Annotated in this window: 13 protein-coding genes and 2 tRNA genes; 10 read left to right on the top strand and 5 right to left on the bottom strand. The window is 29.1% G+C overall.

The genetic code is table 11. From position 1 onward, the window contains the following. The first annotated feature begins 3 nt into the window (after positions 1-3). The 4 genes from P4S50_RS13830 to P4S50_RS13815 all read left to right on the top strand — a co-directional run bounded on the left by P4S50_RS13830 (position 4) and on the right by P4S50_RS13815 (position 1,793). Positions 4-294: a DUF8180 domain-containing protein gene (locus P4S50_RS13830; protein WP_277731386.1), complete on the top strand. Its 291-nt coding sequence runs from the start codon at positions 4-6 to the stop codon at positions 292-294. A gap of 72 nt (positions 295-366) precedes the next feature. Further along, positions 367-440: transfer RNA gene (locus tag P4S50_RS13825), tRNA-Gly, on the top strand. Between the two features lie 3 nt (positions 441-443). Next, positions 444-534 (top strand) — tRNA-Ser (locus P4S50_RS13820). A 185-nt stretch (positions 535-719) separates the two neighbouring features. Continuing rightward, positions 720-1,793, top strand: a complete 1,074-nt coding sequence (locus P4S50_RS13815; RefSeq protein WP_277731385.1) for a sensor domain-containing diguanylate cyclase — start codon at positions 720-722, stop codon at positions 1,791-1,793. Between the two features lie 142 nt (positions 1,794-1,935). On the opposite strand, the gene P4S50_RS13810 is transcribed toward P4S50_RS13815, so the two are convergent. Then, positions 1,936-2,841, bottom strand: coding sequence for a ribonuclease H-like domain-containing protein (locus P4S50_RS13810; protein WP_277731384.1), 906 nt, complete (start codon positions 2,839-2,841; stop codon positions 1,936-1,938). 118 nt (positions 2,842-2,959) lie between these two features. Between P4S50_RS13810 and P4S50_RS13805 the strand changes: the two genes are divergently transcribed. Continuing rightward, positions 2,960-4,981 (top strand): ATP-dependent helicase, encoded by a 2,022-nt coding sequence (locus P4S50_RS13805; RefSeq protein ID WP_277731383.1) that lies wholly within the window; start codon positions 2,960-2,962, stop codon positions 4,979-4,981. A 572-nt stretch (positions 4,982-5,553) separates the two neighbouring features. Here P4S50_RS13805 and P4S50_RS13800 read toward each other — a convergent pair. Both P4S50_RS13800 and P4S50_RS13795 read right to left on the bottom strand, forming a co-directional pair. Beyond that, positions 5,554-6,114, bottom strand: a complete 561-nt coding sequence (locus tag P4S50_RS13800) for a beta-class carbonic anhydrase (RefSeq protein ID WP_277731382.1) — start codon at positions 6,112-6,114, stop codon at positions 5,554-5,556. A gap of 141 nt (positions 6,115-6,255) precedes the next feature. Further along, positions 6,256-7,245, bottom strand: coding sequence for an asparaginase (locus P4S50_RS13795; protein WP_277731381.1), 990 nt, complete (start codon positions 7,243-7,245; stop codon positions 6,256-6,258). 478 nt (positions 7,246-7,723) lie between these two features. Between P4S50_RS13795 and P4S50_RS13790 the strand changes: the two genes are divergently transcribed. The 5 genes from P4S50_RS13790 (at position 7,724) to P4S50_RS13770 (ending at position 14,010) form a co-directional block, all read left to right on the top strand. Then, on the top strand, positions 7,724-8,323 hold the full coding sequence (locus tag P4S50_RS13790; protein ID WP_277731380.1) for a lactate utilization protein: 600 nt from the start codon (positions 7,724-7,726) through the stop codon (positions 8,321-8,323). Between the two features lie 261 nt (positions 8,324-8,584). Then, entirely contained in the window at positions 8,585-9,736 is a 1,152-nt protein-coding gene (locus P4S50_RS13785) for a cysteine desulfurase family protein (protein ID WP_277731379.1), read from the top strand. A gap of 4 nt (positions 9,737-9,740) precedes the next feature. Continuing rightward, positions 9,741-10,916, top strand: coding sequence for a tRNA uracil 4-sulfurtransferase ThiI (gene thiI, locus P4S50_RS13780; RefSeq protein ID WP_277731378.1), 1,176 nt, complete (start codon positions 9,741-9,743; stop codon positions 10,914-10,916). 260 nt (positions 10,917-11,176) lie between these two features. Continuing rightward, a complete protein-coding gene (locus P4S50_RS13775) occupies positions 11,177-12,736 on the top strand; it encodes an AbgT family transporter (RefSeq protein WP_277731377.1) in 1,560 nt (519 codons plus the stop codon). Between the two features lie 164 nt (positions 12,737-12,900). Then, entirely contained in the window at positions 12,901-14,010 is a 1,110-nt protein-coding gene (locus P4S50_RS13770; protein WP_277731376.1) for a M20/M25/M40 family metallo-hydrolase, read from the top strand. A 272-nt stretch (positions 14,011-14,282) separates the two neighbouring features. On the opposite strand, the gene P4S50_RS13765 is transcribed toward P4S50_RS13770, so the two are convergent. Then, complete coding sequence (locus tag P4S50_RS13765) at positions 14,283-14,795, bottom strand: hypothetical protein (protein ID WP_277731375.1); 513 nt, start codon at positions 14,793-14,795, stop codon at positions 14,283-14,285. A gap of 127 nt (positions 14,796-14,922) precedes the next feature. Then, on the bottom strand, positions 14,923-15,660 hold the full coding sequence (gene pflA / locus P4S50_RS13760) for a pyruvate formate-lyase-activating protein (protein WP_277731374.1): 738 nt from the start codon (positions 15,658-15,660) through the stop codon (positions 14,923-14,925). Between the last annotated feature and the right edge of the window lie 176 nt (positions 15,661-15,836).

The following is a 15,836-nucleotide window of genomic DNA, read 5'->3' as shown; positions in this document are numbered from 1 at the left end:
AATATGAATAAATTTGAAAAGAGATATCATCATAGCCATGAGCATGATCATGAAATTGCTGGTCATCATCACAGTCTTCATTCTCATAATGATGAAGACAAAGAAGAAAAAACTTTAAGAGTTCTTTTGGCACATTGGGTTAAGCATAATAAATCTCATGAGGAAAGTTTTAAAGAGTGGGCTGATAAATCAAAAGAAATGGGTAAAGAGGAAGTTGCTAAGAATATAGAAAAAGCCATAGAATATATGGAACAAGCAAATGAAATGTTGATGGAAGCCAAAAAACATATGTAAATTTAATATCATATTAATCATTGACAAGCTTTGGTTAATATGATATTATTATTTTAGTCGAGAGAATAATGTGCGGGTGTAACTCAGTGGTAGAGTTCTGGCCTTCCAAGCCAGCTGCGAGGGTTCGACTCCCTTCACCCGCTCCATATGGAGAAGTACTCAAGTGGCTAAAGAGGCTCCCCTGCTAAGGGAGTAGGTCTTTTACGGGACGCGAGGGTTCGAATCCCTCCTTCTCCGCCAGTGGAAAAACAACTTATATCAATATAGGTTGTTTTTTTATTTATACAATAAATTGTTGAAAGAATACAAAAATGTAATAATATCTAAATCATTTTTTTAAGAATATAAAAAATATGTATAACATAGTATATAAGAAATATCTTTGATTTAAAGTTGAATTTATTAATCTTAAATTGGAGGACGAAATGTTGAATATAAATAGATTTAAAAATAGTATAGAAAATGAAAAGATTAAGATGTTGAATGATGAATTGAGAATAGAAAATGTTAATTTAAATAAAGAACTTCAAGAGTTAAAAGCTATAAATTGGATATTAAGTCAAGTTATAAAAACATCTGGAACTATTGATTCTTTTGAAGGACTGATGAAAAACATTACAGATATACTTATGGGAGTATTGGGGGTAGATACTTGTAGTATATGGATAAAGAATGATAATATTAATAGGTATTCATCTTATTCTAGAAGTATATACAATAGTAATGAATATGAAATAGATACCTGTACCTACTTTCCTGATGATATTTTAAAAATAAAAGAAACTAAAACTTTGGATATGAACAAGGAAAACTGTAGTTTTTGTAAAGGTGAGAATGTTAATTCTGTATTAATATCTCCGTTAGAAGATTTTAGAACGAACACAAGGATGGGTGTTATAATAGTAGAGCATAGAAATAAAAATTTCTTTAGTGAAAATACTAAGAGTTTTTTTGACATACTCTCTATACAGCTGAGTATTGCGGCTATCAATTCTAAGTTGTTTGAAAAGGTAAATGAAATAACGAATAAGGACACTCTTACAATGTGTTATAATAGAAAATATTTCGATAAAATTATTTCGGAAAATCTATGTGGACGAGAATATACATTAGCTGTATTTGATTTAGATAATTTTAAAATAGTAAATGATTTATTTGGTCATAAAAAAGGTGACGATGTATTGGTACAGATAAGTGAATTGGCACGAAAAATAATTGAATATTATGAAGGCTATTTAATACGTATAGGTGGAGATGAATTTGTAGTTATACTGTATAAGTCAATGGATGAATCTGTTGAAATACTAGAAAAATTGAGGAAAAGCGTACCGGATCTTAATATAATAAGAGATACTGGTTTAAATATAACTATGACTATAGGTGTTGCATGTTCAGATTTAACAAATGGAGTTGATAAAATATTCAATTTTGCTGATATGGCGCTTATAGAAGGAAAGAAACATAATTGTAAAAATAAAATACATATAGCGACACAATAAAAAAATGTATCTCAAAATATTGAAATACATTTTTTGTGATTAAGGAAACTGATAGCACAAGCTTTAGTTGACATTTAATATTTTAAGAGAATAGAGAGACCTGTAAAAATTGTTTTATAGGTCTTTTATTTTGTTACGAATTTTAAAAAATATCTTTAAACAAGTAAGATGCTACAGATAGTATATTCTCTTCCAAAATTTCTGAATCTATTTTTAATGGAACTATTTTATCTTGTTTGAAATATATAACTCTATTATTATTTTTTGTTGTAGCATAGGATACATTTAATTCTATTGTGATTGTCTGGTTAGATCCCATTATAGAATATTCATTTTCGTATATCTGTATGTTAATGGGAATAATATCTTTAGAAATATATTCTATATAGATTAAATCACCTTTGAATTTGTATTTTGATAGTCTTAATTTTAAATCAGAATTCATATAATTTATATTTATATACGTTTCACTTGAATCTATTAGATCTTGTATTTTGAATAATTTAGCTAAGTAATAGATGTCTTCATAATTGTGAAGTAGTATCTTTTTCTTTAGTGATTCATTTTTGCTTATTTCAAATTCTTTATACATATCAACACTTTCTTTTCCTGAAATAGTGTCCTCTCTTTGTATATTCAATAAGCTCTCTACTGTTTTTAATTTGCAATTTTCAAGATTTAATTTCTTTTGATATGGTTTTAGTATTTTGAGTATATCCATATCATTGTCTTTATCTATAAAAAAGTCTAAGTTGTTTTTTTCAAATCTTTTATTCAGAAAAGGAATGTCAAATCTATGTCCATTGAATGTTATATGCTTATCAAATGTTTTGAATACTTCTTTGAAATAAAACAATAGTTCTTTTTCATCATCGGTATTGTGTGCAAAAAATTGTTTTATTATGGTTTGGTTATTCTTTATATATAATATACCTATTAATATTACGTGGTTATATTTAGGACTAAGACCTGTAGTTTCTATATCAAATACACATGAGTTTTTAGGTATATCTATGATTTGATCTATTTTATGTGTTATAACTTCCATTTAAATCACCTCGCGTAGTTTTGCTTTTGTTAAATATGACTATAATAATAATATCATATAGATTTTGATGCTTGAATGAGAATTTCAAAAGTTATATTATATAAAATAGGTGATGATTATGAATTGTGAGAGTTTAAATGAAAATCAAAATGTAGCTGTTAACCACTTTAACGGTCCGTGTATGGTAATAGCTGGCCCTGGTTCGGGGAAAACAAGAGTTATAAGTTATAGAATAAATAATTTGGTTCAAAATCTAAAGGTTAGACCTGAAAATGTACTAGCTATTAGCTTTACTAAGGCATCTTCTATTGAGATGAAAGAAAGGAGTATTAGGCTTTCTTCCAATAGCTTGATTAATAGAGTTAATTTTGGAACCTTCCATTCTGTATTTTTTAGAATACTTAGGGGGTTTAAAAATTATCAACTAGATAATTTATTAGATGAGAATAAAAAAATATATACTATAAAGAATATATTAAAGAGTATGGATGTAGAGAATTATCAGGAAGAGGATGTTATAAAGGGTGTTATAAATGAGATATCATTTGTTAAGAATGAATTGTTAGGTCCTCAGGATTTTGATTCTTCTGTAGTATCTAAGGATGAGTTTTTGAAAGTTTATTCTATGTATGAAAATTATAAAAGTGATATGAAAAAGATAGATTTCGATGATATGTTAATACATACGTATAATCTTTTAAAAGAGGATTCATATATACTTGAGTTAGTTAGGAATAAGTATAAGTATATATTAGTAGATGAATTTCAGGATATAAATAAGGTTCAGTTTGAGGTTTTAAAGATGATATCAAAGCCTAATAACAATATATTTGTTGTTGGAGATGAAGATCAAAGTATTTATGGATTTAGAGGGGCTAGACCTGATTTTTTATTAGAATTTAAAAATTATTTTTCTAACTCTAAGTATATAGTTCTAGATTTAAACTACAGATCTACTGATGTGATAATAAAAACCTCAAATAAGCTTATAAAAAATAATAATAATAGGTATGATAAGGTTATAAAGTCTGTTAAAGGAAAAGGTGATGGTATATTATTTTTATCTCCAGAGGATTCTGAAGATGAGGCTAGAAAGATAGGAAGTTTAATAATTGAAAATATTAGAAATAATAATATGACTTATAGTGATTTTAGCGTTATATATAGAACGAATATACAATCTCGTGCTTTAGTGGATGTGTTTATGGATATGAATATACCGTTTGTGATAAGGGATACTGTAGTTAGTATATATGATCACTGGGTGAGTAAGGATATTATAAGTTATTTGAGTGTAGCCTTATATAGAAGTTTAAAGGATGAATTATCTAGAATTATAAACAAACCTTTTAGATATATATCTAAGGAGAGTATAAAAATAGCCATGGCAGATGGAAATTTCCTAACCAATATAAAGACTAAAGCTAATCTAAATAAGTGGCAGATAAAGACTATAGAAGATTTAGAACTAGATTTTGATTATATAAGCAGGATATCTCCAAAAGATGCTATATCTTATATAAGAACAAGTCTTGAATATGATAGATACTTAATGGAGTATTGTCAAAAGAGGAAGATAAAGACTACAGGTTTATTCGAAATACTAAATGAGCTAGAAGGTGGAGCATCAAATTATAAGACTATAGATGATTACTTAGATCATATAAGTAAGGTTAAAGAAGAAATTTTAAACCAGAAAAAAGATGATGATAAAAATAAGGTGGTTTTAACCACTATTCACTCTTCTAAAGGTCTTGAGTTTAAGAATATATTTGTAATAGGAGTTATTGAAGGGGTTATACCTCATGAGAAGTCTATTGAAGGTAAGGATGATGTTGAGGAAGAGAGAAGACTGCTTTATGTGGCTATGACAAGAGCGATGGATAAGCTTCATATATCAAGTCCTCAATATAAGTATGGTAAAAAAGCTTTTGTATCGAGGTTTATAGAAGAAATCAATGAACCAACTGATGAAGAAATGGATTGTATAAAAGCAGGAGATATAGTAAATCATAAAAAATTCAAAAGAGGAAAAGTAATAAATAGGAGTGGGAATACTATAGAAATAGAATTTAAGAATGATATAAAAATATTGAATTATAGAGTTTGTCTTAGAAATAAATTAATAGAGAAAGTATAAATTTATAGGTTTAATCCAAAAATAAATGGCATTAAAATACCGCTAATGTGGTAAATATTTTTAATAAAACTAAGAATTTCATCTTATTGAATCTCCTAAAAGTTCTAAACTCCCTTTGGTCAAACAACGAACTTTCTTAACGGATATTCAAACGCTGTAATTCTAGTTTTATACAAAAATATTTAAATCATTCGCTAACACTTTAATACCATTTGTTTTTTTAGTTTAATTTCATTTTTTTACTTCTGCTTTGAAAATAGTTCGTCAACTATTCCTTGGATTTTTTTTATGGTAATAATAGGGAGGGGAGATTTGACTTTATAATAGAATACTTGATATTAAAACTATATATGGAAATGTTAGTGAATGTTTTTAGATGTTTTGACTAATATAACTTGGGTTTTAGCGTTTAATAATCCGTTAAGAAATTTGCGTGTCTGACCGTAGGGAGTTCGTAAATTTTAGAATTATTAATAAGATAAAAGCTTAGTTGTATTCAAAATATCGTTACATTCACGGTATTTCCATATATAGTTTTCGCAACCAACATAAAATTAAAATATCAATTTTTTTTACTTGTATCCATCTACAACAACTTCTAATTCTCCTGTTTCAGGATCCATGATAAGACCATGAACAGGTATATTTTGAGGTATTAATGGATGATTTTTTATAGCTATTACACTTTCTCTAACAGAATCATTTACGCAGTCAAAACCATGTAACCATTTTTTTAAATCTATTCCTGCATATTCAAGCGTTGACATGGTATCCTTTGATATCCCCTTATTTATCATTGCTTCTATAGTTTTATCAGTATCTACATTACTCATACCACAGCCGTGATGACCTATTACAAAAACTTCTTCAGCTTCTAATTCATATATTGCAACTAAAATACTTCTCATAACACTTCCGAATGGATGCATAATTACTCCACCTGCATTTTTAATAATCTTTGCATCTCCATTTTTTAGGTTTAATGCACGGGGAAGTAATTCTATTAATCTTGTATCCATACATGAAAATATAACCATCTTTTTGCCTGGGTATTTTGTAGTTTTGAATTCTTCGTATTCTTTGTTTTCTACGAATGATTTATTATGTACTAATATGTCTTCTAGTCTGTTCAAAGAAATCTCTCCTTTTTTAATGATATTTCATTTATTATAATAGTAAAATCATTTAATTTCCAGTCTTTATTAAAAAACAACATTGAATATTAAGAGAAAAGTAAAAAAGACTGTTAACAATGTCAACAGTCTAAAAATATACTAGTATATTCCTTCTTCAAATATATCTTTTATTTCATTTATATCATTAGTTTTTCCAAGAGCGAGCATTAACTTTATTCTCGCTTTTTGACCTGGTAGATTTCCTCCTAATATGCATCCAAGCTCTACTAAATCTCTTCCAGAACCTTTGTAACCATAAGTATCTAAAACTCTTCCAGAATGGCATCTAGAAACTATAACTATAGGTATATTCATTTCTTTTGCATATCTAATGCCATCTAACATGGTTGGAGGTATATTTCCTCTTCCCATGGCCTCTATAACTATACCCTTAGCACCCGAGTCTATAGAAAACTTTATGAATCTTGAATCCATTCCAACTACAACCTTGATTAAGTCAACACGGGATTCTACACTGTGAGTATGAATATGTTGTTTTCGCACTATATCTCTATGTAGAATTAACTTATTATCATCGATTATACCAAGTGGTCCATAAGTTATAGATTTGAAAGTATCAAGAGTTAATGTGTTGGTTTTGGTTACTTCAGAAGCTAGGTTTACTTCGTTGTTCATAACTACTAAAACACCTTTATTTTGAGCTTCATCAGCTATAACGGTACAAACTGCTGCTGCTAGATTACTAGGTCCATCATATCCAAGCTCGGAAGAATTTCTCATAGCTCCAACAACAACTACTGGCTTTTGAGTATAAAGAGTTAAACTTAAAAAATAAGCAGTTTCTTCTAAACTATCAGTCCCGTGTGTTACAACAACACCGGTTATATCATCTCTGTCAACTAAATCTGATATTAAACTTTTAAGATCCATCATCATTTCAGGAGTCATATGAGGACCTGGAATTTCTGAAAAATTAACAACTTCTATATCTGCTATTTTATCTATGTTTGTGACCATAGACATTATCTGTTCTCCTGAAAGAGAAGGGATAGCGGCACCTATTCTAGAATCTACCGTCATAGATATTGTTCCGCCTGTAAAGACTATAGCAACCTTTTTTTTATTCATAAAGATTACCTCCTTAAAACATATTGTATATTAATTATATAATATTAAACATAATTATAGATGATTATTATAAAAATAAGCAAAAAAAAACCTGCCATATAGGCAGGCTTCACATTCGAAAATGTGAAAATCCGTTCAAAAGGGGTATTGGGAATAGAGATTTTATTGAGGTTACCAGGGGGATAACCACTAAAGATAGTATAACAAAATACGACATGTTTTGCAATGTTTTTTTCAAAAATAATATAATTTCGTATAATTTTATAAAATATATGTAGATTTATATCATTTAAAGTGTTAAGACAATATATATTAAATTAATCTTAATATATTGCATGAATCAATTTATAAAGAGAAACTTAATTAACAAGCTATTAAATTCTTATTTCAGCCTTAAAGTAGGTGCAGTCTTAGAACTTTTAGCTTTCCTATAAATAAGTTATAATATTATTGTAAGCAAAACAAAGGAGGGCTTTTTATGAATAATTTATTGGAGAATTTAAGTAAAAGGGGAATTGAAGCAAAATTTTTCGAAACTAGAGATGAACTTAAGAAAGACTTATTGAATGAAGTTAATGAAGATGATGTAGTTGCAATAGGAGGATCTATGTCTATACAAGAGATAGATGTATATGATGAACTTGTAGACAAATCTAAAGAGGTGCTTTGGCACTGGAAGGTTGATCCTAGTAAGAGAATGGAACTTCTTAAAAAAGCTATTTTTTCTGATGTATACTTAGCAAGTACTAATGCTATATTAGAGGATGGAAGAATAATAAACATAGATGGTGTAGGAAATAGGGTTGCATCAATGTTCTTTGGGCCTAAGAAAGTAATTCTTATATGCGGTATAAATAAAGTATGTAAGGATTATGATGATGCTATGAATAGAATAAAGACATCAGCATGTCCACAGAATGCTAGAAGACTTAATCTAAACGTTCCTTGTGCAAAAATAGACTCGTGTGTAGATTGCAAAAGCGAGCAAAGAATGTGTATGGTTACAAGTATAATAGAAAAAAAACCACCTACAATAGATTTTAAAGTATATATATTAAATGAAGAAATAGGGTATTAACTTTACAACAAAAGCCAAATAATATAATATATTATTTGGCTTTGATATATAAAATATATTTTAGCCGAATATATAATTTAGAATATATAGATAACCTTTATTAAAGAGCTAAATTTGTAATTATTTCTAAGCAACAGAGTAGACTAGGAGTTGTTGGAACTGTGAACGAATGTGAATTTTAAGAACGGAGTCTTGAAAACTTGTTGGTGTCATGAACTATCCGTTAGTATAGAGTGAATTTTATAATTAGAAGGTGATTAAATGGAAATTTATTTAGATAATAGTGCAACTACTAAACCGTATAAGGAAGTTGTAGATAAAATGGTTTATGCTTTAACAGATCAATATGCAAATCCTTCTTCGGTACATAGAAAAGGCGTTATAGTAGAAAAAGAAATAAAGAATGCTAGAAAAGAAATAGCAAAATATACAGGTGCTAAGGATAAAGAAATATTCTTCACATCTGGAGGAACTGAATCTAACAATATAATAATAAGAGGTACAGCCTATGCTAACCATAGAAGTGGTAAACATTTAATAACTACTAAAATAGAGCATCCTTCAGTTTTGAATACTTTTAAAGATTTAGAAAAAGATGGATATGAGGTTACATATTTAGATATAGATAACAATGGATTAATATCTTTTGAAGATTTTAAGAATGCATTAAGAGAAGATACAATACTTGTGAGTATTATGCATGTAAACAATGAAGTTGGTGCTATTCAGCCTGTTGATAAGATAGGGAGATACTTATCTAAACTCAAGAGAAAAGTATATTTTCATGTAGATGCAGTACAGTCATTTGGAAAAATAGATTTTAAACCATCGAAATATAATATAGATTTAATGTCCGTAAGTGGACATAAAATACACGGTCCAAAGGGAATTGGATTCGTATATATAAAAGAAACTACTAAAATAAAGTCTATTGTAACAGGTGGAGGACAAGAAAGTGCATTTAGATCTGGAACTGAAAATGTACCTGGAATTTTGGGTTTATCTGAAGCTGTTAGAATAACAATGGAGAATTTAAAGGATAATATAGATAAGATTAATAATCTAAAAGAACTATTATTGAATGAAATAAAATCTAATATAGACAATATAAAGGTAAATAGCAGTGAAAATGGAGTTTGCCATATATTAAATATATCATTTATAGGAATAAAAGGAGAAATACTTCTTCATTATCTAGAAGAAGATAATATATATGTATCAACAGGATCAGCTTGTTCTTCTAAGAAAAAAGGAAGTCATGTTTTAATAGAGATGGGTCTTTTAAGTAAAGAAATAGAAGGAGCTATAAGATTTAGCTTATCTACTATGAATAAAGAAGAAGATATAAAGAAAGCTGTTGGGATAATAAAGGAAAAGGTTGAAGAACTAAGAATTATAATAAATAAGAGGTGAATAAATGTATAATGTAGTAATAGCAAGATACGGAGAAATAGGAGTAAAGGGAAAGAATAGATATATATTTGAAGATAAACTTGTAAAAAACATTAGAAATTCTTTAAAAAAATTAGGTAAATTAAATGTATACAAGCAGTATGGAAGAATTTATATAGATGTTGAAGAATATGATTATGAAAGTATAATAGAAGAAGCTAGAAAGGTCTTTGGAATAGTTTCTTTAAGTCCAGCTGTAAAGTTTGAAAATAACTATGAGAAATTAAAAGAAGTCTGTCTTGAACTATTAAAAGATAAAATGGAATTTGAAGACGTAGAGACTTTTAAAGTTGAATCTAAAAGAACGGATAAAACATTTAGAATGACTTCTCTTGAAATGAGTAGAGATATAGGTGGATATTTACTATCTGAAATAGGTGGAGATTTAAAAGTTGATGTAAGAACTCCACAAGTAAAAGTCGAAGCGGAACTAAGAGAAGAAGCTTGTGTAGCTTACCTAGAAAGAATAGCGGGATATGGAGGATTACCTCTTGGAACTAATGGAAAAGGAATGGTATTGTTATCTGGAGGAATAGACTCTCCTGTAGCAGGCTGGATGGTAGCTAAAAGAGGAGTTGACCTTGAGTTAATGCATTACCATAGTTATCCTTTCACTAGCGAGAGATCAAAGGAAAAGGTGGAAGAATTAGCAAGAATTCTATCTACTTATTGTGGAAAGCTTAGAATGCACAGTGTAAACCTTCTTCCTATACAAAAGGAGATAAATGAACATTGTAGAGAAGAAGAGATGACAATTATATCTAGAAGATTTATGATGAAAATAGCTCAAAAGGTCGCTATATCTAAAGGGTGCAATGCTCTTGTAACTGGTGAGAGTATAGGACAAGTTGCATCTCAAACTATACAAGGACTTACTGTTACGAATGCATCTGTTGATATACCTGTATTTAGACCATTAATAGCCATGGATAAAAGTGAAATAGTAGATATAGCTAAGAAGATAGGAACTTTTGAAACTTCTATAATACCAGAAGAAGATTGCTGTACAGTATTCTTGCCAAAAAAACCTGTTACAAAGCCAAAGCTTGAAAAAATAATGTTATCAGAACAAAATCTTGATGTAGAAAAGCTTATAGATGAAGCTATAGAAAATATGGAAGTTGTAGATATAACTTTATAATTAAGTTTACATTATCAAAAATATGAATAAAATGATCAAAAAAGTAATTTATACCAAAAAAACATGTTTTTAATTTTAAAAACATGTTTTTTTAATCTAAAAATGCGAAAAATGATAGAAAATGTAGAAAAGTGTCTAATAACTATGATAATATATATAAGAATTCTTATATATATTAATAATTCAAATGCCAAATATTATCTAAAATTATTAGATAATTGGCAAGGTTTCACAAAATCGAAAAATAGAAGGAGGCAACTATGGAAACGACAAAAGCAAAGAAAAAAAATGGACTATTTTTTAAATTTCTTGACATGATTGAAAATGTAGGAAATAGATTACCTCACCCAGTAACTATATTCCTATTATTCTCTGTCGCTATAATGGTAGTATCTCATATTGCAGCTACAGCAGGATTAGAAATTGATTTTACAATGATTGACAGAAGTACTAAAGAAGTTAAAGATGTTACAGTTAAAGCTGTAAGCCTTTTAAATGCGGATGGAATTAGATACATGTTCTCTACAGCAGTTAAAAACTTTACAGGATTTGCTCCACTAGGTACAGTACTTGTTGCTATGCTAGGGGTTGGGGTTGCTGAAGGAAGTGGACTTATATCGGCATTACTTAGAAAACTAGTATTAAGTACACCTAAAAAACTTATAACAATGGTGGTTGTATTTGCAGGAATTATGTCTAATGTTGCATCGGACGCAGGGTATGTTGTTTTAGTTCCACTTGGAGCAATGGTATTTTTAAGTTTTGGAAGACATCCATTAGCAGGACTTGCAGCAGCATTTGCTGGTGTATCTGGAGGATTTAGTGCTAACTTACTTGTAGGTACTATTGATCCACTACTTGGAGGTATATCAACAGAAGCGGCTAGATTTATCAGTGATGGATATACAGTAGCGCCTACAGCTAACTGGTATTTTATGATTGTATCTACTTTTTTAATAACAGGTATAGGTACATTTGTAACTGAAAAGATTGTAGAACCAAGACTTGGTGAATACAAAGGTAATGAAACTTTTGAATTAAATGAGTTAACATCTAATGAAAAGCGTGGCTTAACAGTAGCTGGAATTACATTGTTAGTATTTGTTGGAATTATATTGGCTTTAGTATTACCAGCTGATGCAATATTAAGAAATCCAGAGACTGGTGGAATAATGAAAGGATCAGCTTTCATGGCTGGATTAGTTCCGATTATAACTTTATTCTTCCTGGTACCTGGTATTGCATATGGTATGGCATCTAAAACTATAACTTCAGATAAAGATATAGTAAACTTTATGTCTAAGGCTATGAGCACTATGGGCGGATACTTAGTATTATCTTTTGTAGCAGCACAATTCGTAGCATATTTTAAGTATACAAACCTAGGTACTATATTAGCAGTAAAGGGAGCAGATTTTTTAAAGGCTACAGAAATGACAGGACTTCCTATGATCATGGGATTCATCCTTGTATCTGCATTTATTAACTTATTTATAGGTTCAGCCTCTGCAAAGTGGGCTATAATGGCACCAGTATTTATTCCTATGCTTATGAGAATAGGATATAGCCCTGAATTTACTCAGATTGCATATAGAATAGGAGATTCAACTACAAATATTATATCTCCGCTTATGTCATACTTTGCAGTAATAGTTGCTTTTGCACAAAAGTATGATAAGAAAATAGGTATAGGTACATTAATATCTACAATGGTACCATACTCTATATCATTCTTATTAGGATGGACAATATTATTAATTATATGGTTTGTAATAGGAGCACCTATTGGACCGGAAGCATTTATTAAACTACCTATGTAATTAATAAAAATTTTGAAATAGTTAAGGGTTTAGAGTTCACAGAGAGAAATCTCTTAACTTTAAACCCTTGATTTATATGTATAAAAAAAACTATACTACTTTTGAATTAAGGGAAGTATAATAGATATGATTGGTTTATATTATAATTAGTAGGAGGTTTTGTTATGATAAACAAAGAAAGAATAGTTAAAAAGTTTTTAGAGTATGTTCAAATTGATAGTGAAACAAAAAATGAAAAGGAATTTGCAGATAAAATAAAGCTTGAACTAGAAGAACTAGGGTTTGAGGTATACATAGATGAAGCAGGAAAGAAGGTTGGATCAAATACTGGAAATATTATAGCTAAGCTAAAAGGGAATAAAGATACTGAGACTATACTGTTTAGTGCACATATGGATACCGTTACTCCAGGTTTAAGTATAAAACCTATTGTAAAAGATGGAGTTATATACAGTGATGGAACTACAATATTAGGATCAGATGATAAGGCTGGTATAGCAGCTATTATAGAAGCAGTAAAAATACTAAAAGAAGAAAATATAGATCATGGAAATATAGAAATAGTCTTCAGTATTTATGAAGAAGGTGGTCTTTATGGAACTAAAAACCTAGAGTATGATAAGATTGAAAGCAAAAAGGCTTTTGTACTAGATAGTGGTGGAGCACCAGGAGAAATTATAATTAAAGGACCTGCACAAGATAAATTAGTAGCTAAGATTATAGGAATACCAGCTCATGCAGGAGTATGCCCAGAAGAAGGGGTAAGTGCGATTCAAGTAGCAGCGTCAGCAATAGCTAAGATGAATTTACTTAGAATAGATGAAGAAACTACTGCTAATATTGGGATAATAGAGGGTGGTAAAGTTACGAATATAGTTTGCCCAGAAGTTACTATAACAGGGGAAGCTAGAAGTTTAGTAAATGAAAAATTAGATAAACAAACAGCTCATATGGTTCAGTGTGTAGAAGAGGCTTGTAAAGAATTTGGAGCTAAGACAGAAATAGATACATCTCGTGCCTATTCAGCATTTAATGTAGATGAGAATGATGATATTGTAAATATTGTTAAAAACGCTTGTAGTATATTAGGATTTGAAGCTATTACTAAGGCATCTGGTGGTGGTAGTGATACGAATATATTAAATGGAAATGGAATTAAGGCTGTAAATTTAGGTGTGGGAATGAAAAAAGTACATACACTAGAAGAGTATATTAGCATAGAAGATTTAGTAAATACTGCTAAGCTTGTATTAGAAATAATTAAGAATGCATAAAAAGTAGGTTTATAAGCTAATAAAAAGATGGTTATTAAAATACCGATACTCTAATAATATTTTAATAAAACTAAAGATTACACCGTATGAAATATCCTAAAAGTTCTGAACTCGTTATGCTCATACAACGAACTTTCTTAACGGATATTTCAACGGTGTAATCTAAGTTTTATGGAAAAATATTAAGAATGAGTATCTAACATTTGAATAACCATCTTTTTAAATTTAACTTTTAAAATAATATGTCTTATAATCACTAGTTTTATGAGACATTAAAATCCACTATAAAACCATTTAGCAGGCAATAAGAATGTCCAAGGTATTGTAAGCAGTGCAATACTAATTGATACTTTTAATCTCAATTTTTGATCTTCAATTTCTTTGCTGAAAGTAAATTTATAATTAAATATAAATATGAAAATTGTTGATATAAGCATGGCAAACAATATTATTATAACTGCCAAAGGATGGCTAAATGGATCATAACTTATCGCTGAGCTTAATTCATATGGCAATTCAACAACTTCACATATTACTAATATAAATAGTAGCAAAGCACCTATAATATCTGCTAAAAATCCAAATCCTAAAACGCTTAATATATTTTTTTTGTAAAATGTTTTTAGATTGTTCTGTGTATTTCCTAACTTGAACATAAAAAAGCAAGCTATTATTACCAATGAATCAATAATTAAATTACCTATAAGAGTTATAAATATAACTGGTGGGAAAAATAATAAAAACCAGATTGGGAAAATTAAATTATATAATTTTACTTGTTTCATTTGTTTCTCCTTTCTATTAAATTTAAAAATCCAACCTTATTCAATTATAGTGAAGATAGATATAGATTTCAAATTTTTAACATTACATAAATAAAAAAGCATAGGGACAAAATGTTGTCCTTATGCTTTATTTTAGTGCTATATTTATTCCATACTCTTTAAATATTTTAGAAGCTTTTAATACATCATCATCACTTGCATCGGGAGTTTCTTTTAAAGGATAGTCATATCCAAGCTCTTCCCATTTGAATTTTCCCATAGAATGATATGGAAGTATATCTACTTTTTCTATATTATCAAGTGTGTTTATGAACTTACAAAGATTTCTTATATCATCTTCTTTATCTGTAAGACCTGGAACTAGTACGTATCTTATCCAAACAGGTATTTTTTTATCAGATAAATGTTTTGCTAAATTCAATGTTTTATCATTGTAAACCCCAGTCAAATCTTTAAAAGCATCTCTATTTATATGTTTTATATCTAGTAGTACTAAATCTGTATAATCAAGTATAGGATCTATTACATCTATATCTACAAATCCAGAAGTATCTATAGCTGTGTGAATATCATTATCTTTAGCTTTCATAAGTAAGCTTTTTAAAAACTCAGGTTGTAAAGTAGGATCACCACCAGATACAGTAAGACCTCCGCCAGATGAAATCATAAAAGGCTTGTATTTAACAATTTCACTCATAAGTTCATCAACATCATATTCTTTTCCACCTTTAGAGTCCCATGTATCTCTATTATGACAATACTTACATCGAAGAGGACATCCTTGAGTAAATACTATAAATCTAATTCCTGGACCATCTACAGTTCCAAAAGTCTCTAAAGAGTGTACTCTACCTTTAATACCCATACAAAACACCACCTTAAATTAAAATTTAAAATAAAATTCGCTCTATGCTACCGCATAGCTCATATCGCCAACGAGTCCTACGGGCTCCGTTCTCAAAATTCACATGCGTTCATAGCGCCAACAAGTCTGACGACTCTGTTGCTTAAAAATAGTTGACATTGTAGTTTTTTATTAAT

The sequence above is a fragment of the Tepidibacter hydrothermalis genome, from assembly GCF_029542625.1.
In the GTDB taxonomy this organism is placed as follows: Bacteria; Bacillota; Clostridia; order Peptostreptococcales; family Peptostreptococcaceae; genus Tepidibacter_A; species Tepidibacter_A hydrothermalis.
This window is presented reverse-complemented; position numbering and strand designations above follow the sequence as displayed.

What these genes read in the sequence shown, in the direction of transcription:
- P4S50_RS13830 (WP_277731386.1), top strand. Translation starts at nt 4, where the DNA reads ATGAATAAATTTGAAAAGAGATATCATCATAGCCATGAGCATGATCAT.
- P4S50_RS13815 (WP_277731385.1), top strand. Translation starts at nt 720, where the DNA reads ATGTTGAATATAAATAGATTTAAAAATAGTATAGAAAATGAAAAGATT.
- P4S50_RS13810 (WP_277731384.1), bottom strand. Translation starts at nt 2,841, where the DNA reads ATGGAAGTTATAACACATAAAATAGATCAAATCATAGATATACCTAAA.
- P4S50_RS13805 (WP_277731383.1), top strand. Translation starts at nt 2,960, where the DNA reads ATGAATTGTGAGAGTTTAAATGAAAATCAAAATGTAGCTGTTAACCAC.
- P4S50_RS13795 (WP_277731381.1), bottom strand. Translation starts at nt 7,245, where the DNA reads ATGAATAAAAAAAAGGTTGCTATAGTCTTTACAGGCGGAACAATATCT.
- P4S50_RS13790 (WP_277731380.1), top strand. Translation starts at nt 7,724, where the DNA reads ATGAATAATTTATTGGAGAATTTAAGTAAAAGGGGAATTGAAGCAAAA.
- P4S50_RS13785 (WP_277731379.1), top strand. Translation starts at nt 8,585, where the DNA reads ATGGAAATTTATTTAGATAATAGTGCAACTACTAAACCGTATAAGGAA.
- thiI (WP_277731378.1), top strand. Translation starts at nt 9,741, where the DNA reads ATGTATAATGTAGTAATAGCAAGATACGGAGAAATAGGAGTAAAGGGA.
- P4S50_RS13775 (WP_277731377.1), top strand. Translation starts at nt 11,177, where the DNA reads ATGGAAACGACAAAAGCAAAGAAAAAAAATGGACTATTTTTTAAATTT.
- P4S50_RS13770 (WP_277731376.1), top strand. Translation starts at nt 12,901, where the DNA reads ATGATAAACAAAGAAAGAATAGTTAAAAAGTTTTTAGAGTATGTTCAA.
- P4S50_RS13765 (WP_277731375.1), bottom strand. Translation starts at nt 14,795, where the DNA reads ATGAAACAAGTAAAATTATATAATTTAATTTTCCCAATCTGGTTTTTA.
- pflA (WP_277731374.1), bottom strand. Translation starts at nt 15,660, where the DNA reads ATGGGTATTAAAGGTAGAGTACACTCTTTAGAGACTTTTGGAACTGTA.